The sequence below is a fragment of the Rhodococcus phenolicus genome (assembly GCF_001646785.1).
GTDB lineage: Bacteria > Actinomycetota > Actinomycetes > Mycobacteriales > Mycobacteriaceae > Rhodococcus > Rhodococcus phenolicus.
This window is the reverse complement of sequence record NZ_LRRH01000031.1, coordinates 71,546-95,297: the sequence shown is the minus strand read 5'-3', so window position 1 is coordinate 95,297 and position 23,752 is coordinate 71,546. Positions and strand designations below refer to the sequence as shown.

Here is a 23,752-nt window from a genome sequence, read left to right as displayed (position 1 = left end):
GCGGAGCCGCCGCGGTGGCAAGCTGAGGTTCATGACTGAGAACAGCGAACCGCAGTTCCGCATCGAACACGACACGATGGGCGAGGTCCGGGTCCCGGTCGACGCCCTGTGGCGCGCGCAGACGCAGCGCGCGGTGGAGAACTTCCCCATCTCGGGTCGCGGGCTCGAACGCGCCCAGATCCGCGCGCTCGGCCTGCTCAAGGCCGCGTGTGCCCGGGTCAACAAGGATCTGGGCCTGCTCGACGCGGGCAAGGCCGACGCGATCATCGCCGCGGCCGAGGAGATCGCGGCCGGTGAGCACGACGACCAGTTCCCCATCGACGTCTTCCAGACCGGTTCGGGCACGAGCTCGAACATGAACGCCAACGAGGTCATCGCGTCGATCGCCGCTCGCAACGGCGTCACGGTGCATCCCAACGACGACGTCAACATGTCGCAGTCGTCGAACGACACCTTCCCGACATCGACGCACGTCGCCGCCACCGAGGCCGCGGTCCGCGACCTGATTCCCGCGCTCGAACACCTGCACGCGGCCCTGGCCGGGAAGGCCGCCGAGTGGCGCACCGTCGTCAAGTCCGGTCGCACGCATCTGATGGATGCCGTGCCGGTGACGCTCGGACAGGAGTTCGGTGGGTACGCCCGTCAGGTCGAGGCCGGCATCGAACGGGTGCGGGCGAGCCTGCCACGGCTCGGCGAGCTCCCCATCGGGGGGACCGCCGTCGGCACCGGGCTCAATGCTCCCGACGGTTTCGGGCCGCTCGTCGTCGCGGAACTGGTGAAGGCCACGGGTATCGACGACCTGCGACCCGCCCGCGACAGTTTCGAAGCGCAGGCCGCGCGTGACGGGCTCGTCGAGGCGTCGGGTGCGCTGCGTACGGTCGCGGTGTCGCTGACGAAGATCGCCAACGACATCCGGTGGATGGGGTCCGGGCCGTTGACCGGACTCGGTGAGATCCGGCTGCCTGACCTGCAGCCCGGCAGCTCCATCATGCCCGGAAAGGTCAATCCCGTTCTGCCCGAAGCGGTCACGCAGGTCGCGGCGCAGGTCGTCGGAAACGATGCGACGGTCGCGTGGGGCGGCGCGGCCGGCGCGTTCGAACTGAACGTGTACATCCCGGTGATGGCGCGGAACCTGCTCGAATCGCTGCGGTTGCTCGCGAACGTCTCCCGATTGTTCGCGGATCGCTGCATCACCGGCCTGGAAGCCGACGTCGACCGTCTGCGGACGCTGGCGGAATCGTCGCCTTCGATCGTGACCCCGCTGAATTCGGCGATCGGCTACGAGGAAGCCGCGGCCGTCGCCAAACAGGCGCTGAAGGAGAAGAAGACGATCCGGCAGACCGTCGTCGACCGGGGGCTGATCGGCGACGGCCTGACCGAGGCCGAACTGGATCGCCGGCTCGACGTGCTCGCCATGACGAACGTCGAGCGCGAGTCCTAGCCGACCGCGGGGCGCGGCGCGGTCGTCACTGCGCCGCGCCTTCGGTGTCGTCGAAGAAATGCCAGGTGCCGTCCTCGTGCCGGGCCTCCATCCGCCAGCCGAGTTCGGCATTGTCGGCGCGCTGATCGACGAACCAGGCGTGCGCGTCCTCTGCACTCTCGATGTCGCGGGTCTCCACGACGTCGCCCTCCGGGTTGATCACTCTGTATGTAGCCATGACGACGGTCTTCCCGCCCTCGCGGCCGGTCAAACGTCCCGCGGCACCGTGCGGCCTCAGCCGGTCGCGAACGCGGCCGGTTCCTGCGACACCCGTTCGGGCCGTCCGTCGTTCCGGTCGGCTGCGGCGGTGAGCACATCGAGGTGGTTGTATCCCGGCAGGTCCACCAGCCGTTCGTTCGGGTAGCGGTTCTCGGGCACCGCCGATCCCCCACCGGCCCGCAGCGTCAGGACCGGGTTCCGCGACACCCCGTCCCGGTGGAGATGCCCCGTGCGCCGGGAATCCGTCACGAGGTCGAAGGACAATTTCGCCGGGAAGTACCGTTCGGTGAAATCCAGCGGTGGTTCCGAAAGGCTCCGTGCCAGTTCGGAAATCGAAGTGACCTCCGAGGCCGGATTCGTGTGGCGCGACTCGTCGGGCAGCGATGCCGCGGTGCCGGCCTCGTCGTAATGGAGCCACCGGTGGGCGGCACCCGGGTCGTACCCGGCGGGCGACACCTTCGGCGCGTCACCGAACAGGCCGGTTCGCCGCGACCTCCGGTGTGCCCGGCAGCGGAAAACTCTTGTCCTCCATGGGCGCTCCTGTGATGAACCCGAGGCCGGCCTGCAGGAAACCGACGGTTTGCGAGTTGTCGTCGAGGACCGCGCCGACAACGACCTCGTTCGTGCCGTCAGCGTCCGCACGTCCGGCGTCCCGGAGACGAACATCCCGTAGTCCCACGAAGACCCCCACCGGCATCCACCTCCTCCGCACCCGTTGTGTCCCGGTGTATTGAATCCGGTCTGCCGAAATCACGGAACCGAAGCGACGAGGCGGTGGCCCGTCGGGCGCGCTAGTCGTTGACGACCTGGGTCCGGCCGTCGATGAAGGTGATGTGCCCCATCTCGAAATCGCTCTGCACGCCACCCTCGATGGGATGCTCGTCGCTGATGGGGAACCCGAGATCGCCGCCGGCGCCGCCGACCGCCTCCCACGCGACCTGGATCTCGCCGCCGACGACGTAGGCGCCGGTGTCCGGGCTCCACGCGATGACACCGCCCTGGAACTCGCCGACGCTGCCGTCGCCGACGCTCTCCTGACTGCCGGTCGGCGGACCGAGCGGTCCGGACGCTCCCCCGGTCTCGTTGTACTTGTCGAGGACCGCCCCGCTGATCTCGTATTCCTGGCCGTCGGGGCCGGGCACCACCGTGGTCGCATCGCCCGCGATCTCGTTCCCGGCGCTCTCGGCGGCACTCTCGGCGCTCTCGGCGGCCCCCTCGGCCCCGGATCGGGCGTTCTCCGCCGCGGACTCGGCGGCGGACTGCGCGGCCTCGGCGGCACTGGTCTCGCTGTTGTAGACCGTTTCGGAGGTGGTGTCGTTCTCGTCGCCGCAGCCCGCAACCACGAGTCCGACGGTGGCGAACGCGGCGGCTGCGGTGGCGACCCGGCGTGGTATTCGCTGCATGATTGTCTCCTCGCTGATGAAGTACGCGGTCGGGGACCACGCGTGCGTCCCTTCGCACGGTGCCACCCGGTCGCATGCCTCGCCGCGGTTCCCGGCAGATTCGTCCGAATCGTTGCGGTTCCCCGCCGTCGGCCGCGGTTCCACCGACAGGCGGCCACATGCGGGACTATCATGCGACGGACGGAAAGGTCGCACATGCGCGCATTCCATCGCTTCGCCCTCGGTGCCGTGCTCGCTCTCGCCGCATCGACGGCCGCGTGCGTCTCGGTGGACACGAGTGATCGGGACAGGCCCCCATCACCGCCCGCGACCGCCGACCTCGCGCCCGACCAGGTTGCCGGAGTTCCCATTCCGGACGGGCAGATCGACGATGCGGTAGCGCGACTGGACGATCTCGCGCAGAAACTCCTCGACCGTACCGGCATCCCGGGTATGGCGGTCGCGGTGGTGCACGGCGGGGAAACCGTGTACGCGAAGGGCTTCGGGGTCCGCGCGGCCGGTTCCGACGAGCCGGTCGACGCGGACACCGTGTTCCAGCTCGCGTCGATGTCGAAACCTGTCGGTGCGACCGTCGTCGCCCAGCAGGTCGGCGAGGGGAGCATCGGCTGGGACACTCCGGTGATCGAGCACCTGCCCACGTTCGCGCTCGCCGACCCCTATGTCACCGAGCACGCCACCGTCGGCGACCTGTACGCGCATCGGTCCGGACTGCCCGACCACGCCGGCGACGACCTCGAGGATCTCGGCTACGACCGCGCACAGGTCATCGAACGACTGCGGTTCCTTCCCCTGTCACCGTTCCGGATCACCTACGACTACACGAATTTCGGTGTGACGGCTGCAGCGCAGTCGGTCGCGGACGCGGCCGGTGAGGACTGGGCGGACCTGTCCCGGCGCGTGCTCTACGAACCTCTCGGAATGAACTCGACCAGTTCACGATTCGAGGACTTCGCCGCGCGGGACAACCGGGCACCGGGACACATGCTGGTGGACGGGCAGTACGTCGCACGGGAGGTCCGCGATCCGGACGCGCAGTCACCGGCCGGCGGGATCTCCTCGTCGGCGAACGACGTGGCGAAATGGCTCACCATGCTGCTCGCCGACGGGCAGTTCGACGGCCGCACCGTCGTCGACGCCGCGGCGCTGCAGCCGGCGTTGTCCCCACAGGTGGTGTCGCGCGCTCCGCAGACCCCGGACAGCCGGGGCGGTTTCTACGGCTACGGGTTCAACGTCGGAACACTCGCGTCGGGCCGCACCTCGGTCGGCCACGCCGGGGCATTCGCACTCGGCGCGGCCACCGCGTTCACCGCGGTGCCGTCCGCCGACGTCGCGATCGTCACCCTCACCAATGCCGCGCCGATCGGGGTGCCCGACACGCTCAATGCCGAGTTCGTCGACCTGGTGCAGTTCGGGGAGATCCGCGAGGACTGGGCCGGGCTGTACGAGCAGGCCTACTCGACCTATTCCGACCCGAAGGGTTCACTGGTCGACCGGGCGCCTCCCGCCGATCCGGCACCGGCGAAGCCGCTCGGCGACTACACCGGCACCTACGACAATGCGTACTTCGGACCGGCACGCATCGACGAACGGGAGGGCGGACTGACCCTCTCGATCGGGCCGATGGCGCAGACCTACCCGCTGAGCCACTGGGACGGCGACGTGTTCACGTTCGAACTCACCGGGGAGAACGCCCCGGACGGCACGATCTCGACAGCCACGTTCACCCCCGAGGCGGTCACGTTCGAGTACTGGAACGCCGACGGTCTCGGGACCTTCACCCGACAAGGACCATCATGACCACACCCGAGACAGACGTCACCGCGTCCGCAGTCGCGGTGGTACGCAACTTCCTCGACGCCCTGACCACATCCGACATCGCCGCCGCCGTCGCCCTGCTCGATCCCGACATCGCCTGGTACAACACGGGACTGCCGACGGTGCGCGGTCTCCCGCGGGTGCGTCGCGTGCTCGAGGGAATGGCACGTCCTTCGGTGGGGCTCGAGGTGGTCATGCACCACATCGCCGACGACGGGCACGGTGCGGTGCTGACCGAACGCACCGACGTGCTCCGGGTGGGCCGGGTCTCGTCCCGGTTCTGGGTGTGCGGCACGTTCGAGGTGCACGACGGCCGGATCCGGGTGTGGCGCGACCACTACGACATGACCACGTTCCTGGGAGCTACCGTGACCGGAGTCGCACGGGCGTTTCTGCGCCGGTCGTAGAATTCTCACGCCGCCGAACCGTTCGGCGGCGTGAACAGGAGCAGCACGATGAGCGACGCCGAGCACACCCCCGGTTTCGAGGCCGGACTCGAGATCCGCCGGGAGGTGATGGGCGACGACTTCGTCGAGCGTGCCTTCGACCGGGCCCGAGGCACCGACTCGGAAGCCTTGCAGGAGTTCGTGACCGAGCACGCGTGGGGCGCGGTGTGGTCCCGTCCCGGGCTCGACCGCCGCAGCCGCAGCCTGCTCAACATCGGCATGCTCATCGCCCTCCGCGCCGAGAACGAGCTGCGCGGCCACATCCGCGGGGCTCTCCGGAACGGTCTGACGCGCACCGAGATCACCGAAGCGGTCATCCATTCGGCCGCCTACTGCGGCTCCCCCGCCGCGCTCGCGGCGATGCGCGTCACCCAGGAGGTCCTGGAGGCCGAACTCGGCCCGGCCTGAACCACCCGCAGGGTGATGGGACCATTCGTCCGGTCAGCCCGGACGAATGGTCCCATCACCCAACCGGTTCAGGCGCCGGGGGCGAATTCCTCGAGCATCTCGGTGACGAGCGCGGCGATCGGCGACCGCTCGCTGCGGGTGAGGGTCACGTGCGCGAACAGCGGGTGTCCCTTGAGCTTCTCGATGACCGCGGCGACACCGTCGTGACGGCCCACCCGCAGGTTGTCACGCTGCGCGACATCATGGGTGAGCACCACCCGCGAACCGGATCCCAGCCGCGAGAGCACGGTGAGCAGCACGTTGCGTTCGAGGGACTGCGCCTCGTCGACGATCACGAACGAGTCGTGCAGCGATCTGCCGCGAATATGCGTGAGCGGCAGCACTTCCAGCATGCCGCGGCTGATCACCTCGTCCATCACCGCGGGACTGGCGAGGCCGTCGAGGGTGTCGAACACCGCCTGTGCCCACGGCCCCATCTTCTCGCTCTCGCTGCCCGGCAGGTAGCCGAGTTCCTGACCGCCGACCGCATACAGCGGGCGGAACACCACGACCTTGCGCTGGGTGCGACGCTCGAGCACCGCTTCCAGACCGGCGGTCAGCGCGAGCGCCGACTTGCCCGTGCCCGCCTTGCCCCCGAGCGAGACGATGCCGACCGAATCGTCGAGCAGCAGGTCCAGTGCGACCCGCTGCTCCGCGGAGCGGCCGTGCAGTCCGAACGCCTCCCGGTCGCCGCGCACCAGTTGCACCCGCTTGTCCGGGGTGACCCGCCCCAGCGCGCTGGACGCCCCACCGAGCAGTCGAATGCCGGTGTGGCACGGAAGATCCCGCGCCTCGTCCAGATCGACGACGCCCTCCGAGAACAGATCGTCGATCACGGAGCGGTCGACGTCGAGCTCGGTCATGCCCGTCCAGCCGGAGATCACCACGTCCTGGGCGTGGTACTCGTCGGCGGGCAGACCCGCGGCACCCGCCTTGACCCGCAGCGGAATGTCCTTGCTGACCAGCACCACGTCCTGCCCGTCGGCCGCGAGATTGAGCGCGCACGCCAGGATCCGCGAATCGTTGTCGCCGGTGCGGAACCCGTCGGGCAGCACCGACGGATCGGTGTGGTTCAACTCCACGTGCAGGGTGCCCCCGGCGTCACCGATGGGGATCGGCCGGTCGAGACGACCGTGCTGCAGCCGCAGGTCGTCGAGCAGACGAAGGGCTTCGCGCGCGAACCAGCCGAGTTCGTGATGATGCCGCTTGCCTTCGAGTTCGCCGATCACCACGAGCGGCAGCACCACCCGGTGTTCCGCGAAGCGGGTCACCGCCCACGGATCGGAGAGCAACACCGAGGTGTCCAGAACGTACGTGCGGAGGGCGGACTGCTGCGCCGCGGACTTCGTGGAGCGACGTCCGGTGCGAGCGGGGACGGAGCGTGTTGCGGTCACGTGAGGCTCCTAGTCCTGCGCGGCACCACGCAGGAGTCTTTCTCGGTGGGCCGGTCGTCCCGGGTGTCCGTGCAGGACACGAGGGCCGGGTGCCGGCCCCTCGCACTGAATTCCTCAGCCACGACCAGGACCTCCCGTGTAGCCGGCACCTGTGCCGACCACACCGTCACGCTAACGCCGACACGCCCCGGACGCTCGCAGAGCGTGGGGCGTGTCGGTGAAGAATGCGTTAACGCACGCGGGCGACTAGATGAGGGGCCAGTCCTCCAGGCCCTGGTACAGCGGGACGTCCTGGGCCAGCTTGCTCACCCGGGCGCGCAGCGCGTCGACGTCGCCGCCACCGATGAGGGTCTGCGCGATGATCTCCGCGACCTCGGTGAACTGCTCGTCCCCGAAACCGCGGGTCGCGAGCGCCGGAGTACCGATGCGCAGGCCGGAGGTGACCATCGGCGGGCGCGGATCGAACGGCACGGCGTTGCGGTTGACGGTGATGCCGACCTCGTGCAGCGCGTCCTCGCCCTGCTGTCCGTCGAGCTGCGAGTTGCGCAGGTCCACGAGCACCAAGTGCACGTCGGTGCCGCCGGTGAGCACCGAGATGCCCTTGTCCGCGACGTCCGCCTGCGAGAGACGCTCGGCGAGGATCCGGGCACCCGACAGGGTGCGCTGCTGGCGGTCCTTGAACTCCTCACCGGCGGCGATCTTCAGGGCCACGGCCTTCGCGGCGATCGCGTGCATGAGCGGTCCGCCCTGCTGGCCGGGGAACACCGCCGAGTTCAGCTTCTTCGCCCACTCCTGCTTGGCCAGGATCAGACCCGAGCGGGGTCCGCCGAGGGTCTTGTGCACGGTGGTGGACACGACGTCGGCGTAGGGCACCGGCGACGGGTGCAGGCCCGCGGCGACCAGGCCCGCGAAGTGCGCCATGTCGACCCAGAGGTACGCGCCGACCTCGTCCGCGATCGAGCGGAACGCGGCGAAATCCTCGTGACGCGGGTACGCCGACCAGCCGGCGACGATGACCTTCGGCTTCTCCCGCAGCGCGATGTCGCGGACCTCGTCCATGTCGATGCGGTGGTCTTCCTTGCTGACCCCGTAGGACGCGACGTCGTACAGCTTGCCGGAGAAGTTCAGCTTCATGCCGTGCGTGAGGTGACCGCCGTGCGCGAGATCGAGGCCGAGCAGCTTCTCGCCCGGGGTCATCAGCGCCATGAGCACCGCGGCGTTGGCCTGCGCGCCCGAGTGCGGCTGCACGTTTGCGAATTCCGCGCCGAACAGTTCCTTGGCGCGGGTGCGCGCCAGGTCCTCGATGACGTCGACGTTCTCGCAGCCGCCGTAGTAGCGGCGACCCGGGTAGCCCTCGGCGTACTTGTTGGTCAGCACGCTGCCCTGCGCCTGCAGCACGGCGCGCGGCACGAAGTTCTCCGACGCGATCATCTCGAGGGTGTCGCGCTGACGGGACAGCTCACCGGCCATCGCCTGCGCGACTTCCGGGTCGAGATCGGCGAGCGCGGCGGTGTTGACGTCGGTGCCAGGCACGGGGGTCATCGAGGATTCTCCAAGCTGGGGGCGGCAGGATACGACCTCCAGTCTACGAAGCGCATCCCGATTCCAGGAACCCGGGACCCCGCCGTGACGGGGGTCACCTCAGGGAACTCGGCACCAGCGGTTCGTCGAGCAGCCGGCCGAACCGTTCGGTGCGCTCGGCACCGGCGGGGACCTGCGCGAGCCATCCGCCGAGCAGCCGGTATCCCTCCACGTAGGTGCTGATGTAGGCGCGCCACAGCGGCGACGACAGGAAACGCAGCGACTGCCGGGCCCGTTCCGGGCTCGCCAGCGACCAGCGCTGCAGGAACGCGGCGACGTCGTCGTGGCTGCGTCCGCGGTCGTGCAGCAGCAGCGCGGCGTCCTGACGAACCGACAGCAGGCCCGCCGACGCGTCGTGCAACTGCTCGGCCAGCTCACCGTCGAAACGCAGGCCGAGGTCGGCGTAGATCTCCTGTGCCCAGCGTCCCCAGCCGGGACCGACGATCGCCTCGAGCGCGAGGTCGGCCAGGCCCTCCGCCATGAGGCACTGCGGGGTGTTCACCAGGAACAGCGTCTGCTCCTCCTGCCCGCCCGCGACCAGCCCTGCTTCCTTGCGGCAGTGCTCGGTGTGGTGTCCCGGGTACGCCTCGTGTGCGATCAGGCGCGGCAGGTGCGACATGTGCTGTTCGAGATCGGAGTTGATGGCGACGCGGGAGCGGTAGTCGCCCAGGTAGTAGTTGAATCCGGACCACGGCTTGTCGCCGACCACTTCGTAGTCGATCCGCTCGGTCTCGGGCAGCGGGTACACCGCGCGCACCTTGTCGCGGAGTGCACTCGAGAAGGCCTCGACGCACCCGGCGAGCCGGTCGGCGGGCACGATCTCGCTCTTGCGGTGGGCCTGCAGCCGGTCGGCGAGCGGCCCCGATCCGGGGAGCAGTGCGTCCAGGCGACGGTGTGCGTCGCGGTAGTCGTCCTCGTTGCCGGGAGCGATGCGCACGTCGAAGTACGCTTCGACCTCGTCGATGAATCCGATGTCCTCACCTGCGAATTTGCGCGCCGAGCAGTCCATGGCGCGCAGGTGCACGTCGAGGAACCGGGTGCGCTCGCCGGACAGCCCGGCGCCCGCCAGCTCCCCGCGGAGCCGGTTCGCGGTGTGGGATAGATCACGAGGGTCCGGTGTCGGCGCGTTCTCGACCCGGCGACGCAGCTCCGCGTCGCCGGTGTAGGCGTCGACGAAGCCCTCCTCCAGCCGGTCGAAAGCGAGCCCGAGCAGCAGATATTCACGCACGAAACCGTCCGATCCCATGTCTCGGAACATTAGTCGCTCACGCTGCGACGCGGCGTGAGCGGACACTCCGATCCGGGACCCGGGCGGACGCGCCCCTGTGGCAGCGCGCACAATTCGGTGCATGGACTTCCTTCGTCGCAAGCCGCTCCCGGGCTGTGCCGCCGGTTCGCTCGCCGCGGAAGGGTCGTGCCGATGGCACGTCTGAGCGAGCCGAGCCCGTACGTCGAGTTCGACCGCAAGCAGTGGCGGACGCTGCGCAAGTCGACGCCGCTGGTGCTCACGGAGGACGAACTGATCGGCCTGCGCGGCCTCGGCGAGCAGATCGATCTCGCGGAGGTCGCCGAGGTGTATCTGCCGCTGTCGCGGTTGATCCACCTCCAGGTCGCGGCCCGGCAGCGGTTGTTCGCCGCGACCGCGACGTTCCTCGGGGAGAAGCACCCCGACCATCAGGTGCCGTTCGTGATCGGGGTCGCCGGATCGGTCGCCGTCGGCAAGTCCACCACCGCCCGCGTGCTGCAGGCGCTGCTGGCACGGTGGGAGCATCATCCACGGGTCGACCTGGTCACCACCGACGGGTTCCTGTATCCGACGAAGGAACTGATGCGTCGGAACATCATGCACCGCAAGGGTTTCCCGGAGAGCTACGACCGCAGGAAGCTGCTGCGCTTCGTGACCGAGGTCAAGTCGGGAGCCGCGGAGGTCGCGGCGCCGGTGTACTCGCACATCTCGTACGACGTGATTCCCGGGCAGTACCACGTGATCCGGCAGCCGGACATCCTGATCATCGAGGGTCTCAACGTCCTGCAGACCGGTCCGCGGCTGATGGTCTCGGACCTGTTCGACTTCTCGATCTATGTCGATGCCCGGATCGAGGACATCGAGAAGTGGTATGTGGACCGGTTTCTCGCGCTGCGCAACACGTCGTTCGCGAATCCGGACGCGCACTTCCACCACTACGCGAACCTGTCCGATCGCGATGCGGTGAACGCGGCCAAGGAGATCTGGCACTCGATCAACCTGCCGAATCTGGTCGAGAACATCCTGCCGACCCGTCCGCGCGCCACGCTGGTGCTGCGCAAGGACGCCGATCACGCGATCAACCGGCTGCGCCTGCGCAAGCTCTGACCCCCGGCCCTCGTGCGCGTTTCCGGTAGCGGCTGCTACCGGAAACGCGCACGGGCACGGGTGCGGCTACGCCCCGAAGCGACGGTGACGCGCGGCGAAATCGCGGAGCGCGCGCAGGAAGTCGACGCGGCGGAACTCCGGCCAGTACGCCTCGGTGAACCAGATCTCCGAATAGGCGCTCTGCCACAGCAGGAATCCGGACAGCCGCTGCTCCCCCGAGGTTCGGATGACGAGATCGGGGTCGGGCTGACCGGAAGTGTAGAGATGCCCGTCGACGGCATCGACGGTGACGGCGTCGATCAGGTCCTCGCCGGACAGTCCGGCGACCTGCCGCTCACGCAGCAGCGACTGGACCGCGTCGACGATCTCCTGCCGCCCGCCGTAGCCGACAGCGACGTTGACGTGGGTGCCGGTGCGCCCGGCAGTGCGGCACGCGGCCTCGCTGAGCCGGCGTGCCTGTTCGTCGGGCAGCAGTTCCAGCGTGCCGACGATCTTGACGCTCCAGTTCTGCTCGGGTCCGGAGATCTCCTCGACGACGTCGGTGATGATCTCGAGCAGGACTTCGAGTTCCTCGGGTTCGCGGCGCAGGTTCTCGGTGGACAGCAGGTAGATCGTCGCGGTTTCGATACCCGCCGCGTCGCACCAGTGGAGCAGTTCGGCGATCTTTCGGGCCCCGGCGCGGTGACCGTGGCTGACGTCGGTGAAGCCGTTCTCCCGGGCCCAGCGGCGGTTGCCGTCGCACATGACGGCGACGTGCCGCGGGTGCTGTGCACCGTCGAGTTGGCGCAGTAGACGCCGTTCGTAGAGTTCGTACAACACCCCGCGCACATTCACCCCGAAATCACCACGGGAGTCACACTACGCGCCCCCCGACGCTCCGGTCGCGACGGTGGTCACACCCACACCCGTCGCGGGAGGCACAGGGGTAACGTGACGCCCGAGCCGAAACCTACGGTTGCGTAGGTTACCGAATGGTACGAAGGGGGTCCGGTTCATGGCGGTATTCGGGATCGACGAACTGCCGGTCAAACCGCGCATGCGCGGATGGATCCACCTGTGGGCGTTCGCGGTGTCGGTGGTCGCCGGCATCGTGCTGGTCACCCTCGCCGCAACGGTCGCCGAACCGCCGGCGGGCATCGCCACCGCGATCTACAGCCTGACGGTGTGCGGGGTGTTCGGGGTCAGCGCGCTCTATCACCGGGTGCACTGGCACGATCCCCGGGCGCGCATGTGGATGAAGCGCGCCGACCACTCGATGATCTTCCTGTTCATCGCCGGCAGTTACACACCGTTCGCGACCCTCGCCCTCCCACCGGACACCGGCCGCACGCTCCTGATCGTCGTGTGGTCGGGCGCCCTGGCCGGTGTGGCACTGAAGATGTTGTGGCCGACCGCACCTCGCTGGGTCGGCGTGCCCCTGTATCTGCTGCTCGGCTGGGCGATCGTCCCGGTCGCGGGCACGGTCGTCGACGAGGCCGGGCTCGTCCCGATGCTGCTCCTGCTGATCGGCGGCATCCTCTACAGCGTCGGCGCGGTGCTGTACGCGACGAAATGGCCGAACCCGTGGCCGCACACGTTCGGTCACCACGAGTTCTTCCACGCCGCGACCGTGCTCGCCGCGCTGTGCCACGCCGTCGCGGTGTGGCTTGTCGTCTTCGCCTGATTCGCCCGACAGGCCGGGTTGCCGGATCGCCCGCGAACAGACACATTTCGGTAACGTCGCGGGCAATGTCCATCTCGCTTCTTGCCTTCGAACTGACCGAGACGAATCGCGAGTGGCTGATCCACAAGCCGCTCGCGATCGCGAGTTACATCGCCGTGGCGATCGTGCTCAGATTCGCGCTGCACAAGCTGATCGACCGCGCGACACTGCCCCGCGATCCCGGCCGGCCGCCCAGACGGTCGATCCTGCGTCCCCTGCAGGACCGCACCGGCAGGATCAACGGCGACCCGGCCGCGCGCGAACGTCGCGCCCAGCGAGCCCGGACGATCGGCTCGGTTCTCAAATCGGGTGTCTCGATCGTCGTGCTGATCTGGGTGGTCCTGCAGACCCTCGACCGGCTCGGCTTCAACGTCGCCCCGTTCATCGCCTCGGCCGGTATCGCCGGTGTCGCCCTCGGTTTCGGCGCACAGAACCTGGTCCGCGACTTCATCTCCGGCATGTTCATGCTGCTCGAGGACCAGTACGGCGTGGGCGACGTGGTCGACGTCGGCGACGCGGTCGGCACCGTCGAATCGGTCGGGCTGCGGGTGACCACGATCCGCGACATCGACGGCACTCTCTGGTACTGCCGCAACGGTGAGATCCTGCGCGTCGGCAACATGAGCCAGGGCCACGCCGTGGCCGTGGTCGACGTTCCGATCGCTCCGACGACGAACGTCGACCGGGCGTGCCGGGTGGCGCTGCGCGCGGTGCTCGACCGGGTGGAAGCCGACGACATCGCGCCGGATGTGCTCGACGAGCCGGAGTTGCTCGGCGTCAACTCCGTCACCGCCGGCTCCGTGACGCTGCGCCTGACCGTGCGCGTGCGGGCCGGCAAACAGTGGGGTGTGCGCCGCACCCTCACCCGCGCGGTACTCGAGGCGTTCGAATCCGACGGCATCGAGTCGCCCTCCCTGGTGGCAGCTCCCGCCCACTCGTCCTGAAGCACTGACACACTCACCCCGGCCGGCGGGATGCGCCGGCCGGGGTGAGTCGGTGTCGGGGCCCTTCGGATCAGGCGTCGATCTCCTTCACGGATTCCTTCCGGCCCCGCACGGCGTCGATCGCCGCGACGCACAGCAACGACACCAGACCCCAGATCGCGAGGGTGAGCAGGTGGCTGCCGACCGTGTCGCCGCCGAAGTACAGGATCGACCGGACGGACTCGACCGCCGCCGGCATCGGGAGCACGCCGTGCAGGAACCGGAAGATCTCCGGCGTCATGTACATCGACATCGCGCCGTTCGACGCCGGGACACCGAGGAACATCAGGATGCCCACGGCGGGAAGCACCGCGAGCAGCCCGAACAGCCGCGCCGGGACCGCGGTGAACATCGCGGTCGCGAAGATCGCGACCACTCCCGTGCCGAACAGCGGCAGGAAGTGCCCGTCGACGGCACCGACGATCGGATCGGCGATCAGCCAGATCACGGCGGACATGAAGACCGACCAACCGGCGGCGATGGGCACCAACCGGCGCAGGCGCATCGCGGCGGGCTGGGCGCTGCCGGCCACGACGACGAGCATGAATCCGGACATGATCCAGCCCATCGCGACGTAGAGCGTCACCGTGCCCATCGAGTCGGAACCCGGCAGCGGCGTGATGTTCTCGGTGGTGAGCGGCATCTGCGAGCCGGCCGCGACCTGCCCGAACACCGTCGACACCACCTGCTGCTGGCTCATGCCGGCCGCCTCGCTGGTGATCAGGGTCGCGGTCGGTGACGTCGCGGAGGGCAGGACGTACGCGGCGACGACCGTGCGGTCCTCGACGTCGGCACGTGCGTCGTCGATCGAGTCGGACGCGCGCAGGTCGAACAGCCCGCTCATGTTCTGCTCGAGACCGGCGACAACCTGTTCGGCCTGTTCGGTCGTCGCGGCGACCACGGTGACGGGCATGTCCCGCGGGGCGGGCTGGTACATCGCGCCGAGCATGACCGACAGCATCATCACGACCATGCCCAGCGGGAAGAACGCGAGGGTGATGTAGCGGACGCGGTTGCTCGTGGGACGCGGACCCGCAGTCAGCGACGGCAGTGTCACCTCGGGATCACCGGCGTCGGGGTTGCGGCGACGCTTGAGGGCGTCGACGCCCACGGTTGCGGCGAGGGCGAGCACGGCCCCGATGGCGAGGACCACGAGGTGCCCGCCGAGACCGTTGCCGTCGAAGTACAGCACCGAGCGCAACGATTCACCCGCGGCCGCTGTCGGCAGGAAGCCGTGCAGCGTCGCGTACAACGACGGGAGGGCGTGCACCGACATACCCATGTTGGATGCCGGTACGCCGAGCACCATCAGGAAGAGCATGCCCACCAGGACGGCCATCGGTCCCAGGATCCGGGTGAGGAACAACTGCACCGATCCGACCGCGAACACCGAGAGCCAGCAGATGCCCAGCACGGTCGCGGTGTTGCCCTCGATCGCACCGAGAACCGGGCCCGCGACGAACCACACGAGTGCGGCGATCAGGGCCGACCAGCCCGCCAGCAACGGGACGACGCGGCGGATCCGCAACAGTTCCGGAGAGTTCGACAGCATGATGCTCAGGGGCATGTATCCCGCGAGCATCAAGGCGGTGGCCATGAACATCGCCGCCAGTCCGGCCGTGTCGTGCTCCGGGAGCGGGGCGAGGTCCTCGACGACGAGGTCGAGTCCCTGTCCGATCACCTGCGGGGCGAGCAGGCCGTTGACCATGGACGCCTGCGACGCCCCCGCAGCACCCGCGGTGTACACCGTGGCCTTGCCGTTGTCCGAGAACGAGACCGCGCCCGCGACCTCGCGTGCCAGCACGAGGTCGCGCACCTCGGCGTCGGTCGCGACGACCCGGACGTCCACGGCATCGGGATCCGCGTCCTCGAGCGCCCGGGCGAACCCACCCGCCTGCTGTACCTGCCCGGCGACCGCGATCGGCATGTTGTTGGGAGCCGGCGAGTGCATCGCAGCCAGGTACCCGGTGATCATCATCGAGACCATCACGAAGGGCAGCAGGATCATCGCCACGTAGCGGCCGATGTGTTCCTTGCGCGCGCGGTCGAGGTCGGCCTCGGTGGGTTCACCTCCCGGCGGGCTGTTCTTCTCGGACGCGATGGTGTCTGTCACTTCGGAACTCCTCGATAGCCCTCGGGCGGCGGACCGGCTGCTCCCCCGTGCCGGTGCCGTAGGGGAAATACGCTAACTGACTTAAAAAGTTACGCCGGGTGTCTTAAACTGATCAAGCCGAGTCGTGGTGACCTTCGTCCCACCCGGCCACGGGGCACACTGGTGACCCGAGCGAGAGAAAGGCGGCGGGAACCACCGTGGGCACTTACGGCGACCAAGCACGACGAGCACTGCTCGATTCCGCAGAAGAACTGTTCGCCACCTTCGGGGTCGACGCGGTGTCGAACCGGCGCATCGCCGAGCACGCGGGTAACTCGAACCACTCCGCGGTGAACTACCACTTCGGGAGCCGGGACGAACTCGTGCGCGCCACTCTGCTGCGGTATTCCGAGGACGCCCGGGCTCGGCGCAGAGAACTCGTCGGCATGCTCGGACCCGAGCCGGGACTACGGGACCTGTTGAGCTGCTTGGTCCTTCCTTTCACCGACCAGCTCGCCTCACTGGCCGTTCCCAGTTGGCGGGCACGGTTCCTCCAGCAGATGAGAACGGTGCCGTCGATGGTCGCGACCGTCGCCGCGAACACCATCACGAACCCCGACATCGACGACCTCACCCAGCGGGTCCGGGCACACGTGTCCGAACTCCCCGACACGGTGTACACCGGGCGGTCGTGGCTGCTGGGACGGTTGGTCGTCGACGCGTGTGCCGACTACGAGGAACGCGTCGAGCGGGAGCACGTCGACCCCAACTGGACCGGCTTCGCCAACTTCCTCATCGACGCGTGTGCGGGCATGCTCGAAGCCCCGGTCACCAGCGCGGGCGACTTCCTCAGCGCTCGCGGCGCGTCTGCGTGGGCCTGAGCGGTCAGGACGCGGTCAGCGCCTCGACGAGATTGTCCGCCGAGGTCACCGGCAGGTCGCACACGAAACCGCGGCACACGTAGGCGGCCGGCGACCCGGCCACCAGATCCCGACCGGCGAACAGTGGCGATGACCCGGGCGCCCCGCCCACCACGAGCGACCCGCCCGGAGCCTTCCGCCGCGCGACCCCGAGCAGCTCTCCCCCGCCCACGACGGCAACCTGGATCGGCCCGCTCACGGCGGCCTCGGCGACCGTCAGCCAGTGCCCGGCCGACCTGGGTGCGCGTTCGAGCAGGACGGCCGCGGTGCCGAGCGCGGCGTCGGCGGCATCCCGGTAACGGCCGCCGTCCTCGACGACAGCGGACAACGTCAGCAGCGCTTCGGTGACGAGCGCGGCTCCGGACGGGGTGGCGCCGTCGATCGGGTCGCGCGGCCGGGCGACGAGTGTCTCCGCGTCGTCGGCGGTGTCGAACCAGCTGCCCGTGCGTTGCGGGTCGGCGAACCGGTCGAGCGCGGTGTCGGCGAGTTCGCGGGCCGGACCGATCCACGACGCGTCGCCGGTCGCCTGATACAGCGCGAGCAGTGCGGTGACGAGCGCGCCGTGGTCCTCGAGCACGCCGGCCGGAAGGCCGACGACACCGCCGAGCGACGCGCGGCGCAGCCGGCCGTCGACGAGGTGCAGGTCCAGGAGGCGGCGCGCGCAGGTCGCCGCGGCCTCGATCCAGTCCGCGCGCCCGAACGCGGCACCGGCCTCCGCGAGGGCGGTGACCGCGAACGCGTTCCAGGCCGTGACGACCTTGTCGTCGCGCCCCGGTTGGGGACGGGACCGCCGGGCCTCGAACAGGCGGGCACGGACGTGCTCGGCACGTTCCGCGTCGTCCGGGTCGGACGGCAGTTGCAGCACCGACGCGCCGTCCTCGAACGTCCCGGTGTCGGTGACCTCGAAGAGCTGCGCGGCCCACGCGCCGTCGGCCGGGCCGAGAACCTCGATCAGCTGCGCCGGCGTCCACACGTAGGTCAGCCCCTCGACGCCGGCGGTGTCGGCGTCCAGAGCGGAGGCGAAGCAGCCCTCGGCGGTGCTCAGATCCCGCAGCAGGAACCCGACGGTGTCCTCGGCGATCCGCCGCGTCGCGTCCGACCCGGTGATGCGCGCGAGGTGGGCGTACACCCGGAGCAGCAGCGCGTTGTCATAGAGCATCTTCTCGAAGTGCGGCACCACCCAGGCGGCGTCGACGCTGTAGCGAGCGAATCCACCGGCGAGCCGATCGTGGATACCGCCGCGCGCCATCGCGTCGGCGGTGCGTTCGACGACGGCGAGGGTAACCGCGGAGCCGCTGCGTTCGTGGCTGCGGAGCAGGCCCTCGAGCAGCGCGGACGGCGGGAACTTGGGGGCCCCGCCGAATCCTCCGTGCGTCCGGTCCTCGTCCGCCGCGACGGCAGCAGCGGCGACGTCGAGCAGTGCCGCGTCAACCGCACGGGCCCCGGCCGGCAGCCCGGCGCTGCTGCGCTGCAGTTCGTCGACGACCGCCCCGGCGGCGCGGGCCACGTCGTCGCGCCGGGTCCGCCACGTGTGGGTGATGGCGTGCAGCAGTTCGGTGAACGACGGCACGCCACTGCGTGCGACCTTCGGGTAGTAGGTGCCGCAGTAGAAGGGGGCACCGTCGGCGGTGAGGAAGCACGTCATCGGCCAGCCGCCGTGCCCGGTGGTGGCCACGGTGGCGTTCATGTAGACCGCGTCGAGGTCGGGGCGTTCCTCGCGATCGACCTTGATGCACACGAAATTCTCGTTCATGACGGCCGCGGTCGCGTCGTCCTCGAACGACTCGTGCGCCATCACGTGACACCAGTGGCAGGCCGCGTACCCGATGGACAGCAGGATCGGCACGTCCCGCTCCCGCGCCTCGGCGAGCGCCTCGTCGTTCCATTCCCGCCAGTGCACGGGATTGCCGGCGTGCTGCTGCAGGTACGGCGAGGTGCTGTGGCGGAGACGGTTCGCGGCCATGGTTCGAGCCTGCCACGCCGCGCGCCGTCGGGTCGTCAGACGGGAAACCGTCCGTGCCGGACCTCTAGTTCTCGGACCTCCTGACCTCGGTACCGCCGGCCTCCGCACCCTCGGTCCCGGTGCCGGAGGCACCCTGGGCTTCGGCACCGGAGGCACCCTGGGCTTCGATGCCGGAGGCACCCTGGGCTTCGGCACCGGAGGCGGGGGCGGCTGCACCCCGTTCGGTGCCCTCGTCCGCGGCCTGGTCGGCCTCGGGATGTTCGGGTTCGAACGTCTCCGGCAGCTTGCCGAGTCGCTTGTTCATGTTCCGGATCAGCAGCGCCGTCGCGACGAGCAGGATGACGATCAGCGCCAGCCCGACCGGCGACGCCTTGCCGAACTCGGGGCCTGCGGGGTCCTGTGCGAGAACGTCCGCCGCCAGCATGCCAACCGTCATCGCACTCGTCCGTTCTCGATGCCCGCGAACAGATCCGACTCGGGGATCACGGTGTGCACGCGGGTCTTGGCCAACTCGAATTCTTCGGTCGGCCACACCTTCTGCTGAATGTCCAGGGGAATCGCGAAGAACGACCCGTTGGGGTCGATCTGCGTCGCGTGCGCGCGGAGCGCGTCGTCACGTTGCGGGAAGTAGTCGCCGCAGGTGATCTGGGTGGTCACGCGCGCCATGATGTCGCCCTGCTCGGTGCGCCACCGGCTGAGCCACTCCTCCATCGGGAAGCGCTCACCGCGCCGTTCGTACTCGTCGCGGAACAGTTCGATGCGCCGGCGGATGAAGCCGTGCGAGTAGTACAGCTTGCGGACCTTCCACGGCTCGCCGTCCTCCGGGAAGTAATCGGGGTCGGCGGCCGCGTCGTACGCCGCCATCGACACCTCGTGGCAGCGGATGTGGTCGGGGTGCGGGTAGCCGCCGTTCTCGTCGTAGGTGGTCATCACGTGCGGGCGGAACTCGCGGATGGCCTGGACGAGCTTGCGGGTGGATTCCTCGAGCGGAACGAGCGCGAAGCAGCCTTCGGGCAGCGGCGGCTTGGGGTCGCCCTCGGGCAGTCCGGAGTCGACGAACCCGAGCCAGCGCTGTTGCACACCGAGGATCCGGGCCGCTTCGGCCATTTCCTCGCGGCGCACCTCCTCCATGCGGTCGCGGATTCCGGGGACATCCATCGCCGGGTTGAGGATGTCGCCGCGTTCGCCACCGGTCAGGGTGACGACCAGGACCTCGTTCCCCTCGGCCGCATAGCGGGCCGTTGTGGCGGCACCCTTGCTCGACTCGTCATCGGGATGGGCATGCACGGCCATGAGCCGTAGTCCGCTCACGTGTTTCCTCCACCTCACCGTTGTGTGCTTCGTCCGGCCGCGCGCCCGGCACCGCAGGCGGGGCGCGTCGGTCCTTCCCCTATAGTTCCACCTGACAACTCCTCCGTCAGCCGTGGCCCCGGGCCCGCGCAGCGGGTACGAAAGCAAAAGTGATGAGCGACACCACCGTGAACGACAGGTACCCGGCCGACCGTTACCCGACGAGCGGCGGTTCGCCGCGCCGCACCCGGCGGTGGGTGCTCGCGGCGGTCAGCGTTGCTCTCGGGGCGATCCTGGCGTTCGTGCTGTTCCGGCAGTTCGGTTCGTCGGAGATCGAATCCGAGGTGATCACCTTCGAGGTCATGGACGATTCGACGCTCGATCTGCAGTTCACGGTGACCCGTCAGGATCCGTCGCGGGAAGCGGTGTGCGTGATCCGGGCGCGGTCGAAGGACGGTCAGGAGACGGGCCGTCGTGAGGTGCTGGTCCCGCCGTCCGACACCGGGACGGTCGTCCTGAAATCCACGGTCAAGACCTCGCAGCGTCCCGGCATGGGCGACATCTACGGCTGCAGCTTCGTCGTCCCCGAATATCTGCACCCGCGCTGACGCACGCAGCGGCTTTCCGTGCCCGGAGCTGCTTTGGTGCTAGAATGGGCGGATACACGGTTCCACCCTTTGGGGCCGTGTATTGCTGCATAGTAGGCAGTACGGCTCCGTTCACCACACCCAGTGGGGGTAACGATCAGGGGCCCATGCTGTCGTGGTCGCTGCATGTGCGCGGCCTCTCGACGGAGCCGGGGGCTCCAACCCGAAGGAAGTGATCGAGGATGACCGAGACCCAGGGCACCTGGCTGACACAGGAGTCGTACGACCGACTCAAGGCAGAACTCGACCAGCTCATCGCGAATCGTCCGGTTATCGCGGCCGAGATCAACGAGCGCCGCGAGGAGGGAGACCTCAAGGAGAACGGCGGATACCATGCCGCCCGTGAGGAGCAGGGCCAGCAGGAGGCCCGGATTCGCCAGCTCCAGGAGCTGCTCAGTGCCGCGAAGGTCGGTGTTGCGCCCACTCGTTCCGGTGTCGCGCTGCCCGGATCGGTCGTCACGGTGTACTACGACGGCGACGAGAGCGACAAGGAAACGTTCCTGATCGCGACCCGCGAAGAGGGCGCGCGCAGCAACGAGATCGAGATCTACTCGCCCAACTCCCCGCTCGGCGGTGCGCTGCTGGAGGCGAAGGTCGGCGAGACGCGCGAATACACCCTGCCCAACGGCGGCACCATGAAGGTGACCCTCGTCAGTGCAGAGCCGTACCACGGCTGATCCGGCGCTGCCGTACCACGGCTGATCCGGTACTGCCGATCGGAGACACAGCGATTACGAGGAAGGCCCCGACCGTTCGGTCGGGGCCTTCCTCGCGTCTTCTCTCAGAAGATCCTGCGGGCCTTCATGTCGGGGAAGACCGCGCCGACACGGACGACGTCGCCGGTGGTGGGAGCGTGCACCATCTGGCCACCGCCGATGTAGATGGCGACGTGTCCCGGTCCCCCCGCCTGCCAGTTGCCGAACAGCAGGTCACCCGGACGGGCCAGCTCCAGCGGAACCTCCGTGCCGATGTGCCACTGGGTTTCCGATGTGCGCGGCAGTGCGATGCCGGTCGCCGCGTACACCGCGTAGGACGTGAGACCGGAGCAGTCGAAGCCGCCGCCGGACGGGCCGTTGATGTTGCCACCGCCCCACACGTAGGGCAGACCGAGGAAGCGGAATGCGAGGTCGACGACCTTGTTGCCGGTCTCGGTGACGCCGGGCAGGCCGAGGCCGAGGAACGGCGACAGCAGCCGGGCGAAGGCCGCTTCGGTGGCCCGGATCTTCGCCACGTACGGCTTGGTCTGGTTCTCGTAGTCGGGCGAGCCCGACGGCATGCCGCCGGAGCGGCGGACCGCACCCACACCGGCGTTGTATGCGGCGATCGTCAGATCGAGGGTGTCGCCGTGGACCAGGCCGCGCTTCTTCCAGTCGTCGATGAGCTTGTAGTTGTCGCACAGCAGCGCACCGGAGGCCATCACCGGATCGGCGATGCCGAGGACGTCGGCGATCCCGTCGCCGTCGGCGTCCTTGCCGTATGCGTCCCATGTGCCGGGCATGAACTGGCCGGGACCTTTCGCGCCGGTCGACGACACGGGCGCGGTGGGCCCGTAGCGGAAGCCGTTCTCGGCGGAGTACAGGGCGGCGAGTACCGGCGCGGTGATCCCGTCGCACAGCGAACCCGCCTTCTTGAGCCACGGCGCGAAGACCGCGACGGCACCGATCGGGGCCAGGCTCGTTCCGGGCAGGATCGCCGGGATGGACGGCAGCGTGATGCCGCCGATGGTGACACCGGGCGGGGCCTGCGCGACCGGGCCGGTCGCGACCGCCGGAGGCGGCGTCACCGAGAACGGGTTGGGTCGTGGCGCCGGCGCGGCCGGAGCAAGTCCGGGCGGTGGTCCCCCGCCTTCGGGCGGTGCCACGAGGGCAGCGGCCGCTTCGGGCGGCAGGTGTGGTTCGATCGCCGATGCCACGGAGTTCGTGGCATCCGTGACCGCCTGCTGTGCTGCCGGCTGCACCGCCTCGGGAAGCGCTCCGATCATGTCCGACACCTGCTGGTCGACGCCGGGCGCGGACGCCTCGAACGATTCGATGACCTGTGTGACCTGCTCCTTGATCTCCGTCGGAATATCGACTCCCTGTACCAGTGCGCTTGCGGCCGTAGCCACCGCAACGATCACGGCCGACGCGTCGACTGACATACGCGAACTCCCCACCATCCATATCCCGGAACGACTTCACCGTACGTTGTGATGTCGATCACCGGTGCCGTTTCCCGACGTTCATATCACATATATGTAGGAACGTGTTTCAGTAAGTCGACTCATGTCCGCGATCCCTAACAATCTCCGTTACCAGAGGTTACAGAAAATTCGCCGGGAGTGACCGGCGACACGTTCGCGCGACAACGCGCAGAGCCTCAGCGGGGTATGCCGGTGACGATCGGCGCGATCGCCCGGCGGGCGACGGAACGGGCTACCTCGACGTCGTCCAGGTCGTACACGGCACTCGGGAGCACCAGATAGCTGAGCGTCAGCCTGATGATCGCGTCGGCCTGGATGTCCGCGTCCGCGGCAGGCAGAGCACCCTCCGACTGTCCGGCGACGATGCGCGCTGCGACGAACCGGCGTCCGAGTTCGAGCGGTGACGGATCCCCGGCCGAGAGCATCGACACCAGCGCGGCGCCGTGCGCCGGATCCGACTTCCCCGCGACGAACCTGCGACGGAAGCGAAGGCACGCCACGAAGGCCGCTTCGATGCGGTCCACCGGATCGGGGACGTCGAGGAAGGTCGCGGTGATCTCGGTGAGGAATCCGCGCAGCGCGCGTGCCAGCGCTGCCTCGAACACCGCGTCCTTGCCGCCGAACCGGCGGAAGAGCGTCGCGCGGCTGACCCCGGATCGCGCGGCCACGTCGTCCATCGTCGCGGCCTTCGTGCCTCGCTCGGCGAGCACGGCGAGCGCGGCGTCGAACACCCGGTCGTCCGCCTCGGGAGCCGACGACATCTGCTCGATCGCGCGCCCGAAGAGGCTGGGCAGCGGCGCACCTGGACGGGTCATCCGCCCACTATCGCACCTGA

Annotated in this window: 24 protein-coding genes; 10 read left to right on the top strand and 14 right to left on the bottom strand. The window is 69.0% G+C overall.

Annotation, left to right across the window (positions count from 1 at the left end):
* The first annotated feature begins 31 nt into the window (after positions 1 to 31).
* Complete coding sequence (locus A8G15_RS09920) at positions 32 to 1,441, top strand: class II fumarate hydratase (RefSeq protein ID WP_068158582.1); 1,410 nt, start codon at positions 32 to 34, stop codon at positions 1,439 to 1,441.
* 25 nt (positions 1,442 to 1,466) lie between these two features.
* On the opposite strand, the gene A8G15_RS09915 is transcribed toward A8G15_RS09920, so the two are convergent.
* From A8G15_RS09915 to A8G15_RS09900, 4 genes are all read right to left on the bottom strand, one after another.
* Positions 1,467 to 1,658, bottom strand: coding sequence for a hypothetical protein (locus A8G15_RS09915; RefSeq protein ID WP_068158647.1), 192 nt, complete (start codon positions 1,656 to 1,658; stop codon positions 1,467 to 1,469).
* 56 nt (positions 1,659 to 1,714) lie between these two features.
* The gene (locus A8G15_RS09910) at positions 1,715 to 2,155 is read right to left on the bottom strand and encodes a hypothetical protein (protein WP_068158580.1); all 441 of its coding nucleotides are present in this window, start codon (positions 2,153 to 2,155) and stop codon (positions 1,715 to 1,717) included.
* 10 nt (positions 2,156 to 2,165) lie between these two features.
* Positions 2,166 to 2,396 (bottom strand): hypothetical protein, encoded by a 231-nt coding sequence (locus A8G15_RS09905; protein ID WP_068158578.1) that lies wholly within the window; start codon positions 2,394 to 2,396, stop codon positions 2,166 to 2,168.
* A gap of 94 nt (positions 2,397 to 2,490) precedes the next feature.
* Positions 2,491 to 3,102, bottom strand: a complete 612-nt coding sequence (locus tag A8G15_RS09900) for an LGFP repeat-containing protein (RefSeq protein ID WP_068158645.1) — start codon at positions 3,100 to 3,102, stop codon at positions 2,491 to 2,493.
* Positions 3,103 to 3,297: 195 nt separating this feature from the next.
* On the opposite strand from A8G15_RS09900, the gene A8G15_RS09895 reads away from it, so the two are divergent.
* Genes A8G15_RS09895 through A8G15_RS09885 form a run of 3 tightly spaced genes read left to right on the top strand, consistent with a single transcriptional unit; the run spans position 3,298 to position 5,771 of the window.
* Positions 3,298 to 4,899 (top strand): serine hydrolase, encoded by a 1,602-nt coding sequence (locus A8G15_RS09895; protein ID WP_068158576.1) that lies wholly within the window; start codon positions 3,298 to 3,300, stop codon positions 4,897 to 4,899.
* The gene (locus A8G15_RS09890) at positions 4,896 to 5,324 is read left to right on the top strand and encodes a limonene-1,2-epoxide hydrolase family protein (protein WP_068158574.1); all 429 of its coding nucleotides are present in this window, start codon (positions 4,896 to 4,898) and stop codon (positions 5,322 to 5,324) included. The genes A8G15_RS09895 and A8G15_RS09890 overlap by 4 nt, the downstream gene beginning before the upstream one ends.
* Before the next feature lie 48 nt (positions 5,325 to 5,372).
* Positions 5,373 to 5,771, top strand: a complete 399-nt coding sequence (locus A8G15_RS09885) for a carboxymuconolactone decarboxylase family protein (protein ID WP_068158571.1) — start codon at positions 5,373 to 5,375, stop codon at positions 5,769 to 5,771.
* 68 nt (positions 5,772 to 5,839) lie between these two features.
* Here A8G15_RS09885 and phoH2 read toward each other — a convergent pair whose 3' ends face one another.
* The 3 genes from phoH2 to A8G15_RS09870 form a co-directional block, all read right to left on the bottom strand.
* Entirely contained in the window at positions 5,840 to 7,204 is a 1,365-nt protein-coding gene (gene phoH2 / locus A8G15_RS09880; protein WP_211270138.1) for an RNA 5'-3' helicase PhoH2, read from the bottom strand.
* 246 nt (positions 7,205 to 7,450) lie between these two features.
* Positions 7,451 to 8,746, bottom strand: coding sequence for a serine hydroxymethyltransferase (gene glyA, locus A8G15_RS09875; RefSeq protein WP_068158570.1), 1,296 nt, complete (start codon positions 8,744 to 8,746; stop codon positions 7,451 to 7,453).
* Positions 8,747 to 8,840: 94 nt separating this feature from the next.
* On the bottom strand, positions 8,841 to 10,031 hold the full coding sequence (locus A8G15_RS09870; protein WP_068158568.1) for a DUF885 domain-containing protein: 1,191 nt from the start codon (positions 10,029 to 10,031) through the stop codon (positions 8,841 to 8,843).
* Between the two features lie 174 nt (positions 10,032 to 10,205).
* On the opposite strand from A8G15_RS09870, the gene coaA reads away from it, so the two are divergent.
* Positions 10,206 to 11,138 (top strand): type I pantothenate kinase, encoded by a 933-nt coding sequence (coaA, locus tag A8G15_RS09865; protein WP_068158566.1) that lies wholly within the window; start codon positions 10,206 to 10,208, stop codon positions 11,136 to 11,138.
* A gap of 66 nt (positions 11,139 to 11,204) precedes the next feature.
* On the opposite strand, the gene A8G15_RS09860 is transcribed toward coaA, so the two are convergent.
* Positions 11,205 to 11,972: an isoprenyl transferase gene (locus tag A8G15_RS09860; RefSeq protein WP_068158564.1), complete on the bottom strand. Its 768-nt coding sequence runs from the start codon at positions 11,970 to 11,972 to the stop codon at positions 11,205 to 11,207.
* A 160-nt stretch (positions 11,973 to 12,132) separates the two neighbouring features.
* Between A8G15_RS09860 and trhA the strand changes: the two genes are divergently transcribed.
* Positions 12,133 to 12,801 (top strand): PAQR family membrane homeostasis protein TrhA, encoded by a 669-nt coding sequence (gene trhA / locus A8G15_RS09855; RefSeq protein WP_068158561.1) that lies wholly within the window; start codon positions 12,133 to 12,135, stop codon positions 12,799 to 12,801.
* Between the two features lie 65 nt (positions 12,802 to 12,866).
* Positions 12,867 to 13,784 (top strand): mechanosensitive ion channel family protein, encoded by a 918-nt coding sequence (locus tag A8G15_RS09850; protein WP_068158560.1) that lies wholly within the window; start codon positions 12,867 to 12,869, stop codon positions 13,782 to 13,784.
* Positions 13,785 to 13,854: 70 nt separating this feature from the next.
* Here the strand turns inward: A8G15_RS09850 and A8G15_RS09845 are convergent, their stop codons facing one another.
* On the bottom strand, positions 13,855 to 15,936 hold the full coding sequence (locus A8G15_RS09845) for an ABC transporter permease (RefSeq protein ID WP_068158553.1): 2,082 nt from the start codon (positions 15,934 to 15,936) through the stop codon (positions 13,855 to 13,857).
* A gap of 197 nt (positions 15,937 to 16,133) precedes the next feature.
* Here A8G15_RS09845 and A8G15_RS09840 point away from each other — a divergent pair, with 197 nt between their 5' ends.
* Entirely contained in the window at positions 16,134 to 16,796 is a 663-nt protein-coding gene (locus A8G15_RS09840; protein WP_068158551.1) for a TetR/AcrR family transcriptional regulator, read from the top strand.
* A gap of 4 nt (positions 16,797 to 16,800) precedes the next feature.
* Here the strand turns inward: A8G15_RS09840 and A8G15_RS09835 are convergent, their stop codons facing one another.
* From A8G15_RS09835 to mca, 3 genes are all read right to left on the bottom strand, one after another.
* On the bottom strand, positions 16,801 to 18,798 hold the full coding sequence (locus tag A8G15_RS09835) for a thioredoxin domain-containing protein (RefSeq protein WP_068158549.1): 1,998 nt from the start codon (positions 18,796 to 18,798) through the stop codon (positions 16,801 to 16,803).
* A 64-nt stretch (positions 18,799 to 18,862) separates the two neighbouring features.
* On the bottom strand, positions 18,863 to 19,234 hold the full coding sequence (locus A8G15_RS31765; protein WP_245687781.1) for a hypothetical protein: 372 nt from the start codon (positions 19,232 to 19,234) through the stop codon (positions 18,863 to 18,865).
* Positions 19,231 to 20,109: a mycothiol conjugate amidase Mca gene (mca, locus tag A8G15_RS09825; protein ID WP_068158548.1), complete on the bottom strand. Its 879-nt coding sequence runs from the start codon at positions 20,107 to 20,109 to the stop codon at positions 19,231 to 19,233. The genes A8G15_RS31765 and mca overlap by 4 nt, the downstream gene beginning before the upstream one ends.
* A gap of 152 nt (positions 20,110 to 20,261) precedes the next feature.
* Here mca and A8G15_RS09820 point away from each other — a divergent pair, with 152 nt between their 5' ends.
* Together A8G15_RS09820 and greA are read left to right on the top strand one after the other, a co-directional pair.
* Complete coding sequence (locus tag A8G15_RS09820; RefSeq protein WP_068158546.1) at positions 20,262 to 20,696, top strand: DUF4307 domain-containing protein; 435 nt, start codon at positions 20,262 to 20,264, stop codon at positions 20,694 to 20,696.
* Positions 20,697 to 20,917: 221 nt separating this feature from the next.
* Positions 20,918 to 21,412: a transcription elongation factor GreA gene (gene greA / locus A8G15_RS09815; RefSeq protein ID WP_068158544.1), complete on the top strand. Its 495-nt coding sequence runs from the start codon at positions 20,918 to 20,920 to the stop codon at positions 21,410 to 21,412.
* 104 nt (positions 21,413 to 21,516) lie between these two features.
* Here greA and A8G15_RS09810 read toward each other — a convergent pair whose 3' ends face one another.
* Positions 21,517 to 22,875 (bottom strand): C40 family peptidase, encoded by a 1,359-nt coding sequence (locus A8G15_RS09810; RefSeq protein WP_068158542.1) that lies wholly within the window; start codon positions 22,873 to 22,875, stop codon positions 21,517 to 21,519.
* A gap of 218 nt (positions 22,876 to 23,093) precedes the next feature.
* Complete coding sequence (locus tag A8G15_RS09805) at positions 23,094 to 23,732, bottom strand: TetR/AcrR family transcriptional regulator (protein ID WP_068158541.1); 639 nt, start codon at positions 23,730 to 23,732, stop codon at positions 23,094 to 23,096.
* Positions 23,733 to 23,752: the final 20 nt, after the last annotated feature.